Genomic DNA, 19,288 nt, shown 5'->3' on the forward strand with positions numbered 1-19,288 from the left:
TCTGCCCGGCTTCGGGCGGCAGGAGCGACCACGCAATGGTTGTCCGTCCTCGTCCTCTCTTCCACCGTGTCATCCACCTCTGCGCTGGCCGAGGTTTGCGACAAGGTGGCGGCGGCCTGGACGACGGGCGACCCGCCATCCGGCGTTCTGGGCTTCGCCGCCATGGTGGCTCCCGCACTGGCTTGCGCGCTGGCTTGGTACGCGCGCAATGCTTGGGTTTCCGGACTGTGCGCATGCCTGTGCGTCCTGCTGGCGATGGTCGCGATGTCCGACCTCTCGCTGGACCACTCGGTTTACCGCAGTGCGGTGATCGAAGGGTGCCGCTCCCGCGGGCGAGACATGTTCGAGGCCTCCGTTCTTCTGGCGGGGGCAGCCTTCATTCTGGCGAGCGGCTGGATGCGCCGCCGCAAGACGAGTTGAGACGACAAGAAGAACGAAAATGAGCAGAAGAGCCGAACCCACTGCTGGCCCCTCCCAGCGCATGCTGCGCGTGGGCGAGCTTGTCCGCCATGCCCTGGCCGACGTGCTGTCCCGCGGCGACCATATCGATCCGGTGCTCGCCGGGCACATCATCACGGTGCCCGAGGTGCGCATGTCGCCGGACCTCAAGATCGCCACCTGCTACGTCATGCCCCTCGGCGGCAAGGACATCGCCCCCGTCATCAAGGCGCTGGCCGACAATGCCCGCCGCATTCGCGGCGAGCTGGCGCGGCGGGTGGAGCTGAAGAGCGTCCCCGAGCTGCGCTTTCGCAAGGACACGTCCTTCGACGAAGGCGCGCGCATGGACGCACTCCTGCGCTCCCCCCAGGTGCAGCGCGACCTCGATGCCCTTGAGAGCGGCACCGAGGACGCGACCGACCAGACTTCGACCGACAAAGAGACTGACGCCGAATGACCGTCCGAGCCATTGCCGAAGCCGCGGCTGAAGCCGCACACGAGCCCATCGTTGAAGCCGTTGTCGAGACCGCCGTCGCTGCTGAAGCGGCCGAAGCGCCCCGCGCCGGCGAGCAGCCTCGCGCCAGCCGCGAGCAGGACAACCGCCCCCGCGCGCCCAAGCGCGACCTCGACGGCTGGGTGCTGCTGGACAAGCCCACGGGCATGACCTCCACCCAGGCGGTGGCGGTGGTGAAGCGCATCTTCGGGGCGAAGAAGGCGGGCCATGCCGGCACCCTCGACCCGCTGGCCTCCGGCTGCCTGCCGATTGCCTTCGGCGAGGCCACCAAAACCGTTCCCTACGTGATGGACGGCCGCAAGACCTACCGTTTCACGGTGCGCTTCGGCGTGGAGACGGACACGGACGATTCCGAGGGCAAGCCGGTGGAAACCTCGGACCTGCGCCCCTCGGACGACGAAATCCTCGCAGCTTTGCCCACGTTCCGGGGCGAGATCATGCAGGTGCCGCCGGCCTATTCGGCGCTGAAGATCGGCGGCGAGCGCGCCTACGACCTCGCCCGCGAGGGTGAGGAGGTGAAGCTGGAGGCGCGCCCCGTCACCATCTTCCGCATTGAGCTGATGGAGCGTCCGGACGCCGACCATGCGGTGCTCGAGGCCGAGTGCGGCAAGGGCACCTATGTGCGCGCCATCGCCCGCGATCTCGGCCGCATGCTCGGCTCGCGCGGCCACATCTGCCAGCTGCGCCGCGCCTGCGTCGGGCCGTTCCTGGAGGAGCGCCTCGTGCCCCTCGACGAATTGCGCGATCGCGCCGAGGCGAGCGAGGAGGCGCTGATGGACGCCCTGGATCCGGTGGCCGTGGCGCTGGAGGAGATTCCCCAGCTCAACGTTGCGCCGCAGGATGCCCATCGCCTGCGCTGCGGACAGAGCATCATCCTGCGCGGCCGCGATGCGCCCATCGTCGAGGGCCACGTGGCGGTGTCCTGCCAGGGCGCGCTCATCGCCATCGGCGACGGCGAGAACGGCGAGGTGTTCCCGCACCGCGTGTTCAACTGGGGCAAGTCCTCGGGCAAGTCTTCGGGCAAGCCCTCCGGCCGTCCGCCCCGGCGCGGGCGCTGACGCCCGTTTCGCAAAAGCGAAGCATACGGCATATCTTTTGCCTTCCTTCCGTGGGGCTTACTCACGGAAGGACGATAGATGCTGCGTTTCCGCGCGCTTCGAACCACTCTCGCCACCGCGCTTTTCCTCGGTCTTGCCGGAGCGGCACCGGCCGGCGCGGAGAGCGTGGTCCGCTATGGCATCTCCATGGCGGACATTCCGCAGACCACCGGTCAGCCTGATCGTGGGGCAGGTGCCTATCAATTCACCGGCTACACCCTGTACGACCCGCTGGTCGCCTGGGAGATGAACGTGGCCGACCGGCCCGGCAAGCTGGTGCCGGGCCTCGCCACCGAGTGGAAGGTGGACCCGGCCGATCCCAAGAAGTGGCTGTTCACCCTGCGCAAGGGCGTGAAGTTCCACGACGGTTCGGACTTCAATGCCGACGCCGTGGTCTGGAACCTCGACAAGGTGCTGGACGAGAAGGCACCCCAGTTCGACAAGCGCCAGTCCGCCCAGGTGAAGACCCGCCTGCCGTCCATCGCCTCCTGGCGCAAGGTGGACGACATGACGGTGGAGATCACCACCAAGGACGTGGATTCGTTCTTCCCCTACCAGATGCTCTGGTTCCTGGTGTCGAGCCCGGCGCAGTACGAAAAGCTCGGCAAGGACTGGGACAAGTTCGCCCAGAACCCCTCGGGCACCGGCCCCTTCAAGCAGGACAAGCTGGTGCCGCGCGAGCGGCTGGAGCTGGTGAAGAACCCCGATTACTGGGACAAGTCCCGCCTGCCCAAGACCGACCGGATGATCCTCATCCCCATGCCGGAGGCGCTCACCCGCACCAACGCGCTGCTCGCGGGCCAGGTGGACCTCATCGAGACCCCCGCGCCCGACGCCGTGCCGCAGCTGAAGGCCGCCGGCATGAAGCTCGTGACCAACGTCACGCCGCACGTGTGGAACTATCACCTCTCCATGCTGCCCGGCTCGCCCTGGACCGACATCCGCCTGCGCAAGGCGCTGAACCTTGCGGTGGATCGTGATGGCGTGGTGGAGCTGATGAACGGCCTCGCCCAGCCGGCCAAGGGGCAGGTGGACAAGACCAGCCCATGGTTCGGCAAGCCCACCTTCGACCTGAAGTATGATCCCGAGGCCGCCAAGAAGCTGGTGCAGGAGGCGGGCTACTCCAAGGAGAAGCCGCTCAAGACCACCTTCATCATTGCCGCCGGCGGCACGGGGCAGATGCTCTCCCTGCCCATGAACGAGTTCCTGCAGGCGAGCTTCAAGGAGATCGGCATCGACGTGGAGTTCAAGGTGGTGGAGCTGGAGGCGCTCTACACCGCCTGGCGCAAGGGGGCGAAGGACCCGATGAACGAGGGCATCACCTCGAACAACATCGCCTATGTCACTTCCGACCCGCTCTACGCCCTGATCCGCTTCTTCGACAGCCGGCAGGTGGCGCCGGTGGGCGTGAACTGGGGCTACTACTCCAACCCCAAGGTAGATGCCCTCATCGACGAGGCGAAGCGCACCTTCGACACCAAGAAGCAGGACGAATTGCTCGCCCAGGTGCATCAGCAGGTGGTGGACGATGCCGTGCTGGTCTGGGTGGTCCACGACGTGAACCCGCACGCGCTCTCGCCCAAGGTGAAGAGCTTCGTGCAGGCCCAGCACTGGTTCCAGGACCTCACCACCATCGGCCTCAACTGAGGCCTGCTCCACAAACGCAAAGGGCGCCCCATGGGGGCGCCCTTTTTCGTTCCGGGAGCGCGATCAGAGGATCTGCGCGGCGTCCTCGAAGGCGAGGCGCGGCAGGCGGGGCATCACCTTGGAGGCATCGCCGTGGCCGATGGCGGCGATGAAATTGGTCTTGGTGGTCCCACCGGGGAAGAATTCCGCGTCCACCTTGGCGGCGTCGAAGCCGGAGATGGGGCCGACATCAAGGCCGAGCGCGCGGGCGGCGAGGATGAGATAGGCACCCTGCAGCGAGGAATTGCGGAAGGCGTGGGGCTCGATCATGCCCGGGTTGTTGATGAACAGGTCGCGGAACTGCGGATAGTGCGGGAACAGCTCGGGGATCTTGTCGTGGAAGTCGAGGGCGTAACCGATGATGGCCACCACCGGCGCGGCGAGGATCTTGTGGTTGCTCTCCGGCAGGGCCGGGCGCAGGCGCTCCTTGGCTTCCGCGGTGGTGAGAAACACGTAGCGCGCGGGCTGGGTGTTGGCGGAGGTCGGGCCGTACTTCACCAGATCATAGAGGGCGCGGACTTCCGCCTCGGTGACCGGCGCATCGGTCCAGCCATTCTGGGAACGGGCGGCGAGGAAGAGGCGGTCGATGGCGGCGGCATCAATGGCCGGGGTGACGGTCTGCGACATGGGGGGCATCCAATTTGAACCGGCGAGCGCAGGGAGGTGCGCGGGTGATGCAATGGACGTAGGACCGCGCGTCCGCGCCGGCAACGGTCCCGCTTCGCAAGAGGCCATTGCGTTTGTGCAATGACGTTACGGCGTATGCGATTCATCACCGGCGCTGATCGGTTCGCCACTTCATTTGATGGCGCACGGGCGCGCCCAGGCTCTATAAGTCGCGCCGGCGCACCCGCCGATGTCCCTCCGCGCCGCCACCCCGCTTTCGTGCCCGCGAGCAATCCATGATGTCCCCTGCTGCGCCCGTCCCCGCCTTGCCCGTGGAGGATCCCTATCTGGAGCGTGTGCGCGAGCACGTGCGCGCGCTGCCCGAGAGCGGGATCGTCGAGGTGATGAACTACGGCCGCGACCGGCCCGGCATGATCCCGCTGTGGGCCGGCGAGGGCGACGTGCCCACCCCGCCCTTCATCTGCGAGGCGGCCGCATCCGCCCTCCACGCGGGCGAGACCTTCTACACGTGGCAGCGCGGCCTGCCGGAGCTGCGCGCCGCAATCGCCCGCTACATGAGCGGCCTCTATGGCGTGCCGGACATGCCGGAGCGCTATTTCGTCACCGGCTCGGGCATGCAGGCCATCCACGTGGCCATGGCGCTGGTGGCGGGGGCAGGCGACGAGGTGCTCATCCCCTCGCCCACCTGGCCCAACGCCGCGGCGGCGGCGCAGAAGGCCGGTGCGCGTGCCGTTTATGTGCCTTTCAACTACGGACCGGAGGGCTTCACCCTCGACCACGACCGGCTCGCCGCGGCGGTGACGCCCGCGACCCGCGCCATCTTCCTCAACACCCCGGCCAATCCCACCGGCTTCGTGGCGACGCTGGACGATCTCAAGGCGGTGCTGTCCCTCGCCCGCCGCCACGGCCTCTGGATCATCGCCGACGAGATCTACGGCCGCTTCTACTACGGAGAGGAGGGGCGGGCGCCGTCCTTCCACGACATCATGGACGAGGAGGACCACATCCTTTTCGTCCAGACCTTCTCGAAGAACTGGGCCATGACCGGCTGGCGCATCGGCTGGCTGGAGGCGCATCCGCGCCTCGGGCAGATCATCGAGAACCTCATCCAGTATTCCACTTCCGGCGTCGCCGCCTTCATGCAGCGCGGCGCCATCGCGGCGCTGGACCAGGGCGAGCCCTTCGTCGCCGAGCAGATCGCCCGCGCCCGCCGCGGTCGCGATCTCGTGGGCGATGCGCTGCTCGCCACCGGCCGGGTGGACCTCGTGAAGCCGCCGGGCGCCTTCTATCTCTTCTTCGGCATCGAGGGCCGGCGCGACGTGCGCAGCCTTGGCCTGACCCTGGTGGACGAGGCCAATGTGGGCCTTGCCCCCGGCACCGCCTTCGGGCTCGGCGGCGAGGGTTTCATGCGCCTGTGCTTCGCGCGGGGCGATGCGCAGCTCGCCGAGGCGAGCCGGCGCTTGGTCGACTGGCTGGAGCGCACACGGCCGACGGGATCGGGCGCCGCGTGAGGGGCTTGCCCTTCAGGATGCGCTCTGCCGCATCGGCGGTGATCACGCTTGGGGCCGGAGCCCTTGGCGGCGGCGCCTTCGCGCTGCTCGGTCTGCCGGCGGCATGGATCTCGGGCTCGCTGGTCGCCTGCATCGGCCTCGCGCTGGCCGGGGTGCGCATCGTCGTGCCCGAATGGCTGCGATTCCTCGCCTTCGTCGTGCTGGGCACCTCCATGGGCACCATGCTGACGCCGGAGACCTTCGCCCGCGCCGCCACCTGGCCGGTGAGCATGGCGTGCCTCGGCGCCAGCGTGCTGGGCACCATGGCGGGCGGAACGCTCTTCCTCACCCGCGTGGCCGGCTGGAGCCGGGAGAGCGCCTTCTGGGCCTCCGCGCCCGGTGCCTTCGGTACGGTGGTCGCCATGGCGGCGGACACCAGTGCGGACCTGCGGCAGGTCGCCTTCGCCCAGACCCTGCGGCTGTTCCTGCTGGTGGCGGCCCTGCCCAACGTGCTGGCGGCGCTGGGGATGACGGCGGGCGGCGTGCCGCCTCCGCCGCATGTCTCGACCATCGCAGAGATCGCCATCCTCTTCCTCGTCTGCACCGGCGCTGCCCTGCTCGCGGCGCGGCTGAAGCTGCCGGGCGGCCTGATCCTCGGGGCGCTCGCCGGCAGTGCCGTGCTTCATGCCACGCGGCTCTCCACCGCCGTGCTGCCGGCGGGCCTGCTCATTCCGGCCTTCGTGGTGCTGGGGGGAAGCGTCGGCGTGCGCTTCATCGGCACGTCCCTCGCCACCATCCGGGCCTATGTGCTGGCTTCGCTCGGGGCCTTCCTGGTGGCGGTGGCGATCTCCACCCTGTTCGCGGTTCTTGCGGCGTGGCTGACCGGCGATGATCTCGGCAAGCTCGTCACCGCCTTCGCGCCGGGTGCGCTCGAGGCCATGACGGCCCTTGGCTTCGCCATGGGCTACGACCCGGCCTTCATGAGCGCGCACCATCTTTTCCGCTTCGCCGGCCTGTCGGTCGCCCTGCCGGTGGCGGCGCGGCTGATGTTCGCCGCCGCCGAGGAGGCGGGACGGGACCACACGCAATAGTGTTCTGAAACCTCCGCCCCAAGGTTGCGACGCAGCATTTCCAGCAGCAAACACTTACCGCTGCTTCCGTACGGGGAAGCGTGTGCTGGAGAACAAGCCTTGCGTACCCTTGATGATCTCGTCCTGCTCGTCGGCCGGCTCTTCCTCGCGGCTCTCTTCCTGCCGGCGGGGATCGGCAAGCTTGGCAACCTCGCGGGCTTCGCGGGCTCCCTCGCCGCCAAGGGCGTCCCGGCGCCGATGGTGTTTGCAGGCCTTGCCGCCGCCACCGAGGTCATCGGCGGACTGCTTCTCATCGCCGGTCTTTTCCCGCGCATCACCGCGCTGTGGCTCGCAGGCTTCACCGTGGTGGCCACCGTGCTTTCGCACCTGTTCTGGACCTTCCCGGAAGCCGCTCAGGCGGGGCAGCAGATCCATTTCTTCAAGAATGTCGCCATCATCGGCGGTTTCCTGATGTATTTCGTGGCCGGCCCCGGCGCGATCGCCATTGGCGGCAAGAAGGCGCTCTGAGGACGGGGCCTTAGGGCGCCGCGAAGCTCAGCCTTCGCCGTAGCGGTGAAGTTCGGAGCCGTGGCGCCTCAGCCACGCCTCCGCCTCCTTGCGGTTGGGGCAGACCTGCTCCACCAGCCGCCAGAAGCGCACCCCATGGTTCATTTCGAGCCGGTGCGCCACCTCGTGGGCCGCGAGATAGTCGAGCACGAACGCCGGCGCGAGGATCAGCCGCCAGGAAAAGGAGAGGTCGCCCCGCGCCGAGCAGGAGCCCCAGCGGCTCGCCGTGTCGCGCAACGTGAGCCGTCCGACCTCGACCCCGAGGGCCTGCGTATAGTGCTTCACCGCGGCGGCAAGGTCGCGCCGCGCCTCCTTCTTCAGGAAGTCCTGCACGCGCCGTGCGACGTGCGGCGCCTCCCCCGCCACGCAGAGCGCGGGCATGCCGCGGACGGCCGGCTCGATCCACACGGTGCCGCGCGCATCGGGACGGTGGACGATGCGGTGCGGCTCGCCGCGCAGGGGGATGACGGCACCATCCGCGAAGGGCACCGCCTCCGGCAGGCGCACGAGGCGCACCCGCACCCATTCGCGATGCCGTTCCACGAAGGCGCGGGCGAAGGAGAGCGCTACATGGGGCGGCGCCGTCAACGTCACGTCGCGGGACGTGGCGCGCACCCGGAGCGTCAGGCGGCGGGCCTGCGGATGGCGACGGACCATGACGCGCAGCAACTCGTCATCAAGCAACAATTCGATCGTCTCGGCACCGGGCGCGAGCGACGATTTGCGGTTCTCGTTGCGAGTCTCACGGCGAAACAGCATTGGGCAGCCGGGGCGAAGTTACCTCCGGCATCTTCCCAAGAATTTCGCCGCGCCGCCAGTGCTAAGTCGGCGCAATCCGGGGATAAAGCGCGGTCACATTCTTGTTGAGGGCGAACACATCCGGCTCTTCCTCGCCTGCGGCCTCGGGCGCAGGGCGGTCCGGCATGGGCCGGGCCCGGCCGTCGCGGCGGAATTCCTGGGAGAGGATGAAGTCGGAGATGCGCGGTGCGATCTCCGAGCGGAAGCGCGAGCCGTTGAAAACGCCGTAATGGCCGACGCCCGGCTGCTCCCAATGGGCCCGCATATCCTCGGGGATCCGCGGGCACAGCTTGTGCGCGGCCTTGGTCTGGCCGATGCCGGAGATGTCGTCCTTCTCCCCTTCCACCGTCATCAGCGCAACGCGGTGGATGGCGTCCGGCTTCACCACCTGCGAGTGGTGCATGATCTCGCCCTTGGGCAGGGCGTGGGTGATGAAGACATTCTCCACGGTTTCCAGGTAGAAATCCGCGGTCAGGTCCATGACGGCGAGGTACTCGTCGTAGAAATCGCGGTGCTTTTCCGCCGAGTCGCCGTCGCCCTGCACCAGGTGCCGGAACAGGTCCCAATGGGCCTGCAGGTGCCGGTCAAGGTTCATGGACATGAAGCCGTTGAGCTGCAGGAAGCCGGGATAGACCTCGCGCAAAGCGCCGGGGTGCGGCCACGGCACCGTGGTGATGACGTTGCGGCGGAACCAGTCGATGCCGCGGTCCTTGGCGAGGGCGTTGACCGCCGTCGGGGCCTCGCGGGTGTCGATGGGGCCGCCCATGAGCACCATGGACTTCGGCACGAAAGGGTCTTCCTCCGCCTCCATGCGGGCGATGGCCATCATCACCGGCACCGCCGGCTGGCACACGGCCATGACATGGCAGTTGCCGCCCATGCGGTGGAAGATGGAGATGAGGTAGTCCACATAGTCGGACAGGCTGAAGCGGCCTTCCGACATGGGCACCAGCTTGGCGTCGATCCAGTCGGTCACGTAGACGTCGTGGGTGGGCAGCATGGCCTCGACCGTGCCGCGCAGCAGCGTGGCATGGTGGCCGGACACCGGGGCCACGATGAGCAGGCGCGGCTGCGGGCGGCGCGGCGGATATTCAAACGCGCGCTCGAAATGCAGCAGCCGGCAGAAGGGACGCTCCCAAACGGTGTTGACGTGAACCGGCACCGTCTGGCCCGCGGCCGAGGTATGGGTGATGCCCCAGTCCGGCTTGCCGTAGCGGCGGGTGGTGCGCTCGAACAGCTCGCAGGCGGCCGCCATGGACTTGCCGATGGTGGTATGCGAGACGGGGTTGATCGGGTTTTTCAGGAACAGCCGGCTGGCGTCCGCCATGGCCCGGGACGGGTTGAGCGCAGCATATCCCATCTCGTACATCCAGTAGAGCGGAGTCGAGAGTCCAACGTCGCCTTGACGCGGCAGCCGGGTGGCACTTGCAAACTCGCCGATTGCCATGACTGCTCCTCACCGTTACTGCGCTGCCCAGAAAGGCGGCACGTTGACGCAAGCGTGTGCCCACTTCCAAGGTTGGTCAATGCCGACAAAAGACATAGGGCGCTATTGTTCCGCTGCTATGGCAGTAGGGTCACTATTCCCTTTCGCGAGGCTCGCTTCTGCGCATCGGGACACCGGGACCGCTACTCCATGACCACTGCCTTTGTAACGCCGCCACACGGCAGATCGTTCGGCCTGCGTCTCGACACTTTGATTCGCCTGCGATGGCTGGCGATTTCGGGCCAGATTGCGGCGCTGGTCGTGGTCAATCTCGGCCTTGGCTTCCCGCTGCCGCTAACTTCCTGCCTCGCCGTGGTCGGTCTGTCCGCGCTGGTGAACGTCCTGCTGCGGGTCAAGTATCCAGTTGCCCGCCGGCTCGGTGACGCAGCGGCGGGGCCGCTGCTCGCCTATGATGTGCTCCAGCTGACGGCATTGCTGTACCTGACGGGCGGATTGAAGAACCCGTTCGTGTTGCTCTACCTCGCGCCGGTCATGATCTCCGCCACCGCGCTGGCCTGGAGCACGACGGTGATGCTGGGCATTCTGGCAGTGGCCTGTGCCGGCGCGGTCGGCCTGTGGACCCGCCCCCTGCCGTGGGCCGGCGCCGATGTGCCGGTGCTCCCGGACCTGTATCTGGCGGGTATCTGGGTGTCCCTGTCGGTTGCGGTGGGCTTCATCGGCATGCACGCGTGGCGGGTGGCGGAGGAGGCGCGCGAACTCGCCGACGCCCTGGCCGCCACCGAGCTGGTGCTGGCCCGCGAGCAGCACCTCACCGCCATCGACGGTCTGGCCGCTGCTGCTGCCCACGAATTGGGCACGCCGCTGTCCACCATCGCCCTGGTGGTGAAGGAGATGCACCGGTCCATCGGCGACAGCAGTCCCTACAGCGAGGACGTCGCTCTGCTGCGCGATCAGGTGGCGCGCTGCCGCGACATCCTACAGACGCTGACTTCGCTGAGGTCCGGCGACGCGCCGTTCGATCGCATGCCACTCGCTTTGCTGCTGGAGGAGGTGGTGGAGCCGCACCGCAATTTCGGCATCACCATCGCCGTGTCGGTGAAGGACGATCCCGACGCCCCGGTCATCGCCCGCAATCCGGGGTTGCTCTACGGCCTCGGCAACCTCGTGGAGAACGCGGTCGACTTCGCCGCGACGCGGGTGGACATCAGCGCCCAGTGGACCCCGTCCGGTCTCGACATCGTTGTCGCCGACGACGGGCCCGGCTTCTCGCCGGAAATTTCCGGCCGCATTGGCCAGCCCTACGTCACCTCCCGCGCCCGCGAGCGGCAGGATGCGGATCTTGAGGCGGAGAGTGGCCTCGGTCTCGGCTTCTTCATCGCCAAGACGCTCTTGGAGCGCACCGGGGCGAATCTGACCTTTGAAAACCGCGTGCCGCCGGCCACCGGCGCGGTCATCGGCATCCACTGGCCACGCAAAGCGTTGGCGATCGAGGTGGATGGGGACGCGACAAAGGGACGCGCATTGGATTAATCTACGGGCAGATCGGCGTAAAAGCCGCATCGCTCGTGCTTGTTTGCCGGCATTGCCGATCAGGGATTGAGGAAGACGCGATGAACGAGATGCCTGAGGTGGGGGAAGACCGGTCGGTTCTGATCGTCGATGATGATCGGTCCTTCCTCCAGCGCCTCGCGCGGGCCATGGAGGCCCGCGGCTTCGAGGTGGCCACCGCCGAGACGGTGGCGGACGGCCTCGCCCGCGTCGAAACCTCGGCCCCCGCATATGCGGTGGTGGACATGCGGCTCGGCGACGGCACCGGTCTCGACGTCATCTCCGCGCTCAAGAAGCACCGCCCCGGGGCCCGCGCCATCGTCCTCACCGGCTACGGCAACATCGCCACCGCCGTCACGGCGGTGAAGCTCGGCGCCGTGGATTACCTTGCCAAGCCCGCCGATGCGGACGACGTGGTGGCGGCGCTGCTCGCCAATGCGGATCACAAGCCGACCCCGCCCGAAAACCCCATGTCGGCAGACCGGGTGCGCTGGGAACACATCCAGCGGGTCTACGAATTGTGCGGCCGCAACGTATCCGAGACCGCCCGCCGCCTCTCGATGCACCGCCGCACCCTGCAGCGGATTTTGGCCAAGCGGGCGCCGCGCTAGCGGTTCCCGCCAAGCAAAAGATGGGCGCCGCGCTAGCGGTTCCCGCCGAGCAAAAGACGGGCGCCGCGGTATCGGGTGCCCGGGACCTACATGTCGGCCCGCAGCAGATCCGGGTCGTAGAGCACGGCAAGGCGGGTGGCGGCGGCGCGGGCGAAGCGCAGGGTCAGCGCCTTGCGGGTCGCCCCCGGCAAGGGATGGAGTGGCGCGGGCCTGAGGCATTCGGCGCCAAAGGCGTCGGCGACGAACAGTCCGGTCTCCTCCGGCAGGATCTCCACCGGGAAGTCCATCGGCACCGCGAACATCAGCCGGTCGCAGAAATCGCGATATTCCGGCCACTTGGCATCGGTGCGGAAGTCGGTCACCGACGACTTGATCTCGATGATGGTGATCTCGCCCTTCGGCCCCAGCGCGAGGATGTCCGCCCGGCGTCCGCTCACCAGCGAGAATTCGGGCAGCCCGGCCATGCCCGACAGGGCCAGATGGCGCAGCACGCCGCGCTGAACCGCCCGGGCGGTCTCCGACTGGCGGCCGTCCGGCCGCGGCTCGGGAAGGAGCGCCCGCATCGTCGTCTCAGGAGGCCGCCTTCAACGCCTCGGCCTCCTCGTGGGACGGCTCGGGCGCGAAGGCGCGCTTAATGGCGGCATTGAGTTCGCCGCCGAACACGAAGATGGAGGCGGTGAGGTAGAGGAAGACCAGCGCGATCATCACCGAGGCGAGGCCGGCATAGGTGGTGACGTAATTGGCCGGAAATTCCGCCAGATAGAAGCCGAAGGCCGAGGCGGCGACCAGCCACATCACCAGCGTCACGAGAATGCCGGGCGCCACCTCCGCGAGCTTGCGCCGTCCGGCCGGCAGCCACAGGTGCGCCACCAGCAGCGACACCACGAGGATGATGGAGGTGGCGCCGAAGCGCAGCACGGTGATGGTGCCCGAAAAGCGCTTGAGCGCCGGCACCTGCGCCACCGCCGTCTGCCAGAGCAACGGCCCGAGCACCACGAGGAAGGAGAGCGCCAGCATGGCGGCGGCGGCGATCAGCACGTAGCCGATGGATTCCAGCCGCAGCCAGTACCAGGCCCGCATCTCCTTCATGCCATAGGCGCGGTTGAGGCCGATGCGCAGGCTCTCGACCCCGTTGGAGGAGAAATAGAGGGCGAGCACCACGCCGTAGGTGAGCACATCGGTGCGCACTTGGTTCACCACGTTGTAGATCTCGCGCGCGATGGGCCCCGCCACCTGCTCCGGCCAGGTCTCCAGGATGAGCTGGATGGTCTCCTGCGCCAGCGGGCGAAGGTCGAGGAAGCCGGCCAGCGCGGTGACGAAGATCAGGAAGGGGAACAGGGACATGAGCGCCGACAGGGCGATGTGGCTGGCAATCGCCCAGCCGTCGTCGGCGGAGAAGGTCCAGAACGCATCCAGAACGATATGGTAGATGCGCCGCAGCATGTGGTCTCCCGTTTCAACTCACATCGGGCTTTCCGGCCGGAATGGCAAGCGCCGGCAGCGCCCGTCCACGGTCCGGCTGGTGGCGCCGCGCGCCTTCGGCTAGACAGCGCAGACAGGGCGCCGTCGATCCGGCGTCTGACCTGCCGAGAGGCTCCATGGCGCGCCAGCCCAAAAGTCCGGCTGAATTGTCCCCGGCTGAATCCCCGGGGGCCGGGACTTCCCAGGCCGACCCGGAAGATGCAACGCCGGACACCGCATCGGGCGTTCCCACGCTACGGGATCGGCTGGGCAAGATCATCGCCCTCGCCCACCTCAAGCTCGCGCTTCGGGCAACCATCGCCGGCATCGTCACCTATCTGCTGGCGGAACAGTTCTCCCTCCCCAACGGCTATTGGGCGGTTCTGACGGCGGTGCTGGTGGTGCAGGCGACGCTGGGCGCCAGCCTCTCGGTGGCCATCGACCGGGCCTTGGGGACGCTGGCGGGCGGTGTCGTCGGCGTGGCCGGGGCCATGCTGGCGGGCCCATCCCCGCTGGAAACCCTGGCCGTGCTGTCGCTGGCGCTGTTCGTCGCCGCGGCCATGGCGGCCCGCTCGCCCAGCTTCAAGCTGGCGCCGGTGACGGTCATCATCGTCATGCTCGCCCATCCCGGCGGCGACGCGCCGTGGCTGGCGGGGTTGACGCGGGTGGCGGAGATCGCGCTGGGCGGGGTGGTCGGCCTCCTGTGCGCCATCCTCATCCTGCCTGAGCGCGCGCTCGGGAAGCTGTTCCCCCATTGTGCGAAGGCGCTGCGGCTGACTGCCCGGCTGCTGGACCTCGGGCAGGGTGGGCTGCTCGGGCGCGGGCTCGATCCCTCGGCCGTGGACCAGCTCAACGGCGGCGCGCGGCTCGCTTTGCGCGCGGCCGACCTGCGCCTCGTGGAGGTGCGGGCGGAGCAGGCCGGGCGGCTGACCACCCAGACCGACCCCGCGCCGGTGGTGCGGGGCGCCCGGCGGCTGTGGCATTCCGCCATCATCCTGCTGCGCAATGCCGACCGGCCGCTGGACGAGCCGGTCGCCGGCCTCGTCTCCGCCACCCTGATCGCCGCGACGACCGCGCTCTCCGCCCAAATGTCGGCCATCGCCGACCGGCTCGACGGCCAGCCGGTTGCCGACCTCGCCGCCCGTGCCGACGCGGCAGGCGCAGCGGTGGCGGCGCTGGAGGCGCGGGTGGAAGAGCTGAATACCCAGGGCGCCTTCGGTGCGGTCGGGGCGGAGACGCTGACGGCTCTGTTCTCCGCGGTCTCCGCCTGCGTCCACATGCGGGAGAACCTTGAGGAACTCGCCGCCCGCCTCGCCGAGGTGCAGGGCGAGACGCCCTGACGGCCGACTGCCGCTCCGTCCCCTCACGGCGAAAGTCGGATCGACCGCGACGATGGATTCCGTATCAAGGCGCATGCGCCGCACCATTCGCGGCGCAGCGCCTGATCCGGCCTTGTCCCGGCTTTCGTAATCAGGCGTTGCCTTGGCCCGGTTCCGGGGCAAGGATAGGTCAATTGCGCAATGCACAATCAAGGGGGAGAGTTCATGTCCGCCAGCGCCGCTGTTCAGTCCGTGCCCACCGGGGAATTCGACGCCGTGGCGCTCGGGCGCGTCGCGACCGACAGCCTGGAGAAGCTGCTGGCCGAGGCGACCTCCCTGGTGAAGGCCAAGGTGACGGACGGCGGGCGCATCTCTTCCGCTTTGCTGGAGAAGGAGCAGCGCGCCACCCACGGCCTCGCGTGGCTCGCCACCTACGTCTTCTCCGTGCGCGAGCTGGTGCACTATGCCGACCGTCTGACCGAGATGGGCAAGTTCGGCGACACCGAGAAGCTGATCGTCCAGATCGGCCTCGGCGAGTACACCGCGCAGATCCTCGGCGGCATTCCCATGAGCCAGGGCGAGATCGTCCGGCTCCCCGATCTTTATGTCTCCGGCGCGACCATTGCGGCGCTGGCCGCCGAGCCGGCCATCGCGGCGCTGGTGGAGAACGGCAATACGGCGGCGAGCCGCGCTGCGCTCGCCGACATCATCCGCGACGCGCATCTCGCCGGCACCATCGGCGAGGCGGGTCTCGACGAGACCACCGAGGCGATGCGCACCGAGATGCACCGCTTCGTGGAGGCGGAGGTCGCCCCCCACGCCCACGAGTGGCACCTCAAGAACGACTATATCCCGCTGGAGATCATCTCCCAGCTTTCCGAGATGGGCGTGTTCGGCCTCACCATCCCCGAGGAGTTCGGCGGCCTCGGCCTGCCGAAGGAGGCCATGTGCGTCGTTACCGAGGAGCTATCGCGCGGCTATATCGGCGTCGGCTCGCTCGGCACCCGCTCGGAGATCGCGGCGGAGCTGATCCTCGCCGGCGGCACGGATGAGCAGAAGGGCCACTTCCTGCCCAAGATCGCCTCGGGCGAGATCCTGCCCACGGCGGTGTTCACCGAGCCCAACACCGGCTCCGACCTCGCTTCGCTCCGCACCCGCGCGGTGAAGGAGGGTGACGTCTACAAGGTCAACGGCAACAAGACCTGGATCACCCATCCGGTCCGCGCCGACATCATGACCCTTCTGGTGCGCACCAATCCGGCCGAGCCCGGCTACAAGGGCCTCTCCATCCTGCTCGCCGAGAAGCCGCGCGGCTCCGACGAGAACCCGTTCCCCGCCGAGGGCATGACCGGCGGCGAGATCGAGGTGCTCGGCTATCGCGGGATGAAGGAATACGAGATCGGCTTCGACGGCTTCACCGTGCCGGCGAAGAACCTGCTCGGCGGCGAGGAGGGGCAGGGCTTCAAGCAGCTCATGACCACCTTCGAGAGCGCCCGCATCCAGACCGCCGCCCGCGCGGTGGGCGTGGCCCAGGCGGCCATGGAGGTGGGCCTGAAATATGCCGAGGAGCGCATCCAGTTCGGCAAGTCGCTCATCAACTTCCCCCGCGTCGCCGACAAGATCGTGATGATGGCAGTGGAGACCATGATCGCCCGGCAGATCACCTACTTCGCCGCCCGCGCCAAGGATGAAGGCCGCCGCACGGACCTCGAGGCCGGCATGTCCAAGCTGCTCGGCGCGCGCGTCGCCTGGGCGGCGGCGGACAACGCCTTGCAAATCCACGGCGGCAACGGCTTCGCGCTGGAATATCCCGTGTCGCGCATCCTGTGCGACGCCCGCATCCTCAACATCTTCGAGGGCGCGGCGGAGATCCAGGCGCAGGTCATCGCCCGTCGCCTGCTGGACGGGGGCAATTGAGCGGGCGGGGCGAGGAGATCGCCGAGGTCTTTCTGATCGACGACGCGCGGCCTGAGGACGAGGCCGCATGGCGTCACCTCTGGGCGGGCTACAATGCCTTCTACGAGACCGAGGTGGGGGCGGACATCACCGCCCGCACCTGGGCGCGCATCCTCGATCCCTCGGTCCCCATGATCGGCCGCATCGCGCGGCGCGGCAGCGCGCCGGTGGGCTTCTCCATCAGCATCCTGCATGAGGGCACCTGGGTCGTCGCCCCGGTCTGCTATCTGGAAGACCTGTTCGTCGATCCCGCCTGCCGTGGCGGCGGGATCGGTCGTGCGCTGATCGCGGACCTGGTTCGCCTCGGCCGGGAGCGGGGATGGTCGCGCCTCTACTGGCACACGCGGCAGGACAACCCCGCCCGCCGGCTCTACGACGAATTCGTCCCGGCGGACGATTTCGTCCGCTACCGCATGGACCTCTGACCCGCCCGCTCAGGCGAGCCGGGCGACGTTGTCCCGCGCATAGGTTTCGAGCGTGCGGGGCGCGTGGCCGGTCAGCGTCTCCACGTCGCCCGTTCGGAGCGCCGTCCAGCCTTCGCGCACGGGATGGAAGAGCGTGGCGAGGAAGCGCGCATAGGCGTCCGGCACCCCGGCGCCCGTGAGGATGCCGACGAAAGCATCATCGCTCACCGGCGTGTAGGCGATGGGCTTGCCCGTCATCCGCGAGAGGAGGGCCGCCGCCTCGCCATAGCCCAGCGCTTCGGGGCCGGTGAGGTTGAAGGCGCGCCCGTCGAAACGATCCGTGGTCAGGGCCGCAGCCGCACTTTCGGCGATGTCGCGCCGGTCGATGAAGCTCGTCTTGCCATCCGCGGCCGGTACGGCAATCACGCCGTGATCGATGCCAGGCTTCCAGAAGGTCTGGAAATTGTCTGCGAACCAGTTGGGCCGCAGGATCACGAACGGCGTCCCGGAGCGCTCCAGCGCCAGCTCAACCTGCCGATAGGGAATGGCGTCGTCCGCATCGACCCCGAGCGCCGTCATCAGCACCACCTTCACCTTGCGGGCGGCCGCGGCTTCCACCACGGGCAACAGGCGGCCGGTGATGTCGAGCGAGCCGGTGGGGGCGAGCAGGAAGACGCGGTCCACGCCCTCGAAGGCGGCGGCGAAGGTGGACGGATCGTCGATATCGATGGCGACGCCCTGCGCACGGCCCACCGCCTTGCCCGTGCGGGAGGCCGCCTTCACGAGCTCACCCTTCGCGAGAAGGGCCTCCACCAGCGGCTGGCCTACATTGCCGTTGGCCGCGAAAACCAGAATCTGACCCGACATGATCGCTCTCCTGCTGACCGGCGCACCGGGCGGGGCATCCAAGGATAGGTTTCTATTGGAAACCAGCTTCCGAATGGATACATATTGCTGGTCGAGCGAGCCCAAAAGAGAGCACTTTGAAGTCACATGGTCACTTCCGGGAAACCTGAGGACGTGCAGACGCCGGCCGGCGAGAGCTGCCGTCTGCCGTGGCCCTTCGACGTCTACGAGGCCCAGTGCCCCACTCGCATGGTGCTGGACCGCATCGCCGACAAATGGGCGGTGCTGATCCTCGACCGCCTGCGCGACGGGCCGGTGCGGTTCAACCACCTGAGGCGCGACATCAAGGGCATCTCGCAGAAGGTGCTGTCGCAGACCCTGAAGAAGCTGGAGCGCGACGGGCTCCTCTCGCGGGCGGTGTTCCCAACGGTGCCGGTCACGGTGGAATATGCGCTGACGCCGCTCGGCCGGACGCTGACTGACGCGGTGGCGGCCATCGCCCATTGGGCCGAGCGCAACATGGACGCGGTGCTGGCCGCCCAGGCCGCCTATGATGCGCGGGCGGGGGGTGAAGCGGGGCTCTAGTCCCCCGCGCCCTCGTCCGCCTCTTCCGGTCCCGGCACGTATTCCAGGATGTCGCCCGGCTGGCAGCCGAGGGTTTCGCAGATGCGGGCGAGCGTGTCGAAGCGCACGCCGCGCACCTTCCCGGACTTGAGCAACGAGACGTTCTGCTCGGTGATGCCGATGCGCTCGGCCAGCTCGCGCGAACGCATCTTGCGGCGCGCCAGCATCACGTCGAGATTGACGATGATGGGCATGGTGCTCCCATAGCCTCCCCGCTCAGATGAAGCTCGCGTTTTCTTCCGCGATGCGCGCCGCCTCGCGCATGACCGCACCCACCCCGATGACGAGCAGGCCGACGATCACCGCCACCACGTCATGGCTGGAGATGGAGACGGCGATGGCGCGCGCACCGGGCGGATTGTTGAGGGTGAGGGCGATGCTCAGCGCCGCTCCGACGAAGGGCGCGATCAGCCCCTGAAGGGCAACCGCCGCGCCGAAGCGTTCCAGCCGGACCGCGAGCAAAGCGGAGATGAGTTCGCCGCGCCCGAAGTCGCGGAAAATCTGGCGCACCTGCAACAGGCCATAGGCGAGGATGCCGAGCGGGATCGCGGAAATCGCGAGCCCGGCCGACAGGCTCGCGCCATCGAGCGCGACGGGATGCCCGACGAGGCCGACGCGCGGGACGATGACCCGCTCCACCAGCCCCGGTGAGAGCCAGATGCCGAGGCCGGACGCCACCAGCAGCAGGAGGATCACGAGGGTTGCGACCGAGAGGGTGCGGCCGAGGCGCACGACGCGATGGAGTTTGGGGTCGAGGGGCAAAGCGGACATGAGCGACCTTTCCT

21 protein-coding genes are annotated in these 19,288 nt (G+C 68.3%); 13 read left to right on the plus strand and 8 right to left on the minus strand.

Going from position 1 to position 19,288, the window contains the following annotated elements; genetic code table 11:
• Positions 1-39 precede the first annotated feature (39 nt).
• From ACT535_RS09580 to ACT535_RS09595, 4 genes are all read left to right on the plus strand, one after another.
• Complete coding sequence (locus ACT535_RS09580) at positions 40-420, plus strand: hypothetical protein (protein WP_476364185.1); 381 nt, start codon at positions 40-42, stop codon at positions 418-420.
• A gap of 19 nt (positions 421-439) precedes the next feature.
• The gene (rbfA, locus tag ACT535_RS09585) at positions 440-895 is read left to right on the plus strand and encodes a 30S ribosome-binding factor RbfA (RefSeq protein ID WP_476364186.1); all 456 of its coding nucleotides are present in this window, start codon (positions 440-442) and stop codon (positions 893-895) included.
• The gene (gene truB, locus ACT535_RS09590; RefSeq protein ID WP_476364187.1) at positions 892-2,010 is read left to right on the plus strand and encodes a tRNA pseudouridine(55) synthase TruB; all 1,119 of its coding nucleotides are present in this window, start codon (positions 892-894) and stop codon (positions 2,008-2,010) included. Before rbfA ends, truB begins: the two co-directional genes overlap by 4 nt.
• Before the next feature lie 78 nt (positions 2,011-2,088).
• Positions 2,089-3,696, plus strand: coding sequence for an ABC transporter substrate-binding protein (locus ACT535_RS09595; protein ID WP_168458504.1), 1,608 nt, complete (start codon positions 2,089-2,091; stop codon positions 3,694-3,696).
• Positions 3,697-3,759: 63 nt separating this feature from the next.
• Here the strand turns inward: ACT535_RS09595 and ACT535_RS09600 are convergent, their stop codons facing one another.
• Positions 3,760-4,362: a malonic semialdehyde reductase gene (locus ACT535_RS09600; protein WP_168458503.1), complete on the minus strand. Its 603-nt coding sequence runs from the start codon at positions 4,360-4,362 to the stop codon at positions 3,760-3,762.
• A gap of 275 nt (positions 4,363-4,637) precedes the next feature.
• Here ACT535_RS09600 and ACT535_RS09605 point away from each other — a divergent pair, with 275 nt between their 5' ends.
• The 3 genes from ACT535_RS09605 to ACT535_RS09615 all read left to right on the plus strand — a co-directional run bounded on the left by ACT535_RS09605 (position 4,638) and on the right by ACT535_RS09615 (position 7,450).
• Positions 4,638-5,873, plus strand: coding sequence for a pyridoxal phosphate-dependent aminotransferase (locus ACT535_RS09605; protein WP_476364188.1), 1,236 nt, complete (start codon positions 4,638-4,640; stop codon positions 5,871-5,873).
• A 17-nt stretch (positions 5,874-5,890) separates the two neighbouring features.
• Positions 5,891-6,943, plus strand: a complete 1,053-nt coding sequence (locus tag ACT535_RS09610) for an AbrB family transcriptional regulator (RefSeq protein WP_476364189.1) — start codon at positions 5,891-5,893, stop codon at positions 6,941-6,943.
• A 99-nt stretch (positions 6,944-7,042) separates the two neighbouring features.
• A complete protein-coding gene (locus ACT535_RS09615; RefSeq protein WP_168458500.1) occupies positions 7,043-7,450 on the plus strand; it encodes a DoxX family protein in 408 nt (135 codons plus the stop codon).
• Between the two features lie 27 nt (positions 7,451-7,477).
• Here ACT535_RS09615 and ACT535_RS09620 read toward each other — a convergent pair whose 3' ends face one another.
• Together ACT535_RS09620 and ACT535_RS09625 are read right to left on the minus strand one after the other, a co-directional pair.
• A complete protein-coding gene (locus tag ACT535_RS09620; RefSeq protein ID WP_476364190.1) occupies positions 7,478-8,248 on the minus strand; it encodes a M48 family metallopeptidase in 771 nt (256 codons plus the stop codon).
• Positions 8,249-8,309: 61 nt separating this feature from the next.
• Positions 8,310-9,734, minus strand: a complete 1,425-nt coding sequence (locus tag ACT535_RS09625) for a polyhydroxyalkanoate depolymerase (protein ID WP_168458498.1) — start codon at positions 9,732-9,734, stop codon at positions 8,310-8,312.
• 189 nt (positions 9,735-9,923) lie between these two features.
• Between ACT535_RS09625 and ACT535_RS09630 the strand changes: the two genes are divergently transcribed.
• Positions 9,924-11,264 (plus strand): ActS/PrrB/RegB family redox-sensitive histidine kinase, encoded by a 1,341-nt coding sequence (locus tag ACT535_RS09630; RefSeq protein ID WP_168458497.1) that lies wholly within the window; start codon positions 9,924-9,926, stop codon positions 11,262-11,264.
• 80 nt (positions 11,265-11,344) lie between these two features.
• On the plus strand, positions 11,345-11,893 hold the full coding sequence (locus ACT535_RS09635) for an ActR/PrrA/RegA family redox response regulator transcription factor (RefSeq protein ID WP_168458496.1): 549 nt from the start codon (positions 11,345-11,347) through the stop codon (positions 11,891-11,893).
• Positions 11,894-11,979: 86 nt separating this feature from the next.
• Here the strand turns inward: ACT535_RS09635 and ACT535_RS09640 are convergent, their stop codons facing one another.
• Both ACT535_RS09640 and ACT535_RS09645 read right to left on the minus strand, forming a co-directional pair.
• Positions 11,980-12,456: an MmcB family DNA repair protein gene (locus ACT535_RS09640; RefSeq protein WP_476364191.1), complete on the minus strand. Its 477-nt coding sequence runs from the start codon at positions 12,454-12,456 to the stop codon at positions 11,980-11,982.
• Between the two features lie 7 nt (positions 12,457-12,463).
• Entirely contained in the window at positions 12,464-13,336 is an 873-nt protein-coding gene (locus ACT535_RS09645) for a YihY/virulence factor BrkB family protein (protein ID WP_476364192.1), read from the minus strand.
• Between the two features lie 155 nt (positions 13,337-13,491).
• On the opposite strand from ACT535_RS09645, the gene ACT535_RS09650 reads away from it, so the two are divergent.
• The 3 genes from ACT535_RS09650 (at position 13,492) to ACT535_RS09660 (ending at position 17,054) form a co-directional block, all read left to right on the plus strand.
• Complete coding sequence (locus ACT535_RS09650; RefSeq protein WP_476364193.1) at positions 13,492-14,694, plus strand: FUSC family protein; 1,203 nt, start codon at positions 13,492-13,494, stop codon at positions 14,692-14,694.
• 204 nt (positions 14,695-14,898) lie between these two features.
• The gene (locus ACT535_RS09655) at positions 14,899-16,590 is read left to right on the plus strand and encodes an acyl-CoA dehydrogenase family protein (RefSeq protein ID WP_168458492.1); all 1,692 of its coding nucleotides are present in this window, start codon (positions 14,899-14,901) and stop codon (positions 16,588-16,590) included.
• Positions 16,587-17,054, plus strand: a complete 468-nt coding sequence (locus ACT535_RS09660) for an N-acetyltransferase family protein (RefSeq protein ID WP_476364194.1) — start codon at positions 16,587-16,589, stop codon at positions 17,052-17,054. The genes ACT535_RS09655 and ACT535_RS09660 overlap by 4 nt, the downstream gene beginning before the upstream one ends.
• Before the next feature lie 9 nt (positions 17,055-17,063).
• Here ACT535_RS09660 and ACT535_RS09665 read toward each other — a convergent pair whose 3' ends face one another.
• The gene (locus tag ACT535_RS09665; RefSeq protein WP_476364195.1) at positions 17,064-17,900 is read right to left on the minus strand and encodes an SDR family oxidoreductase; all 837 of its coding nucleotides are present in this window, start codon (positions 17,898-17,900) and stop codon (positions 17,064-17,066) included.
• 228 nt (positions 17,901-18,128) lie between these two features.
• Here ACT535_RS09665 and ACT535_RS09670 point away from each other — a divergent pair, with 228 nt between their 5' ends.
• Entirely contained in the window at positions 18,129-18,464 is a 336-nt protein-coding gene (locus ACT535_RS09670) for a winged helix-turn-helix transcriptional regulator (RefSeq protein ID WP_476364705.1), read from the plus strand.
• Here the strand turns inward: ACT535_RS09670 and ACT535_RS09675 are convergent.
• Positions 18,461-18,697 carry a helix-turn-helix domain-containing protein gene (locus ACT535_RS09675; protein WP_476364196.1) on the minus strand — a complete coding sequence of 79 codons (237 nt, stop codon included), beginning with the start codon at positions 18,695-18,697 and terminating at the stop codon, positions 18,461-18,463. The genes ACT535_RS09670 and ACT535_RS09675 overlap by 4 nt on opposite strands.
• Before the next feature lie 22 nt (positions 18,698-18,719).
• Entirely contained in the window at positions 18,720-19,274 is a 555-nt protein-coding gene (locus ACT535_RS09680) for a DUF2975 domain-containing protein (protein ID WP_476325849.1), read from the minus strand.
• Between the last annotated feature and the right edge of the window lie 14 nt (positions 19,275-19,288).

Source organism: Xanthobacter sp. DMC12 (assembly GCF_056314105.1).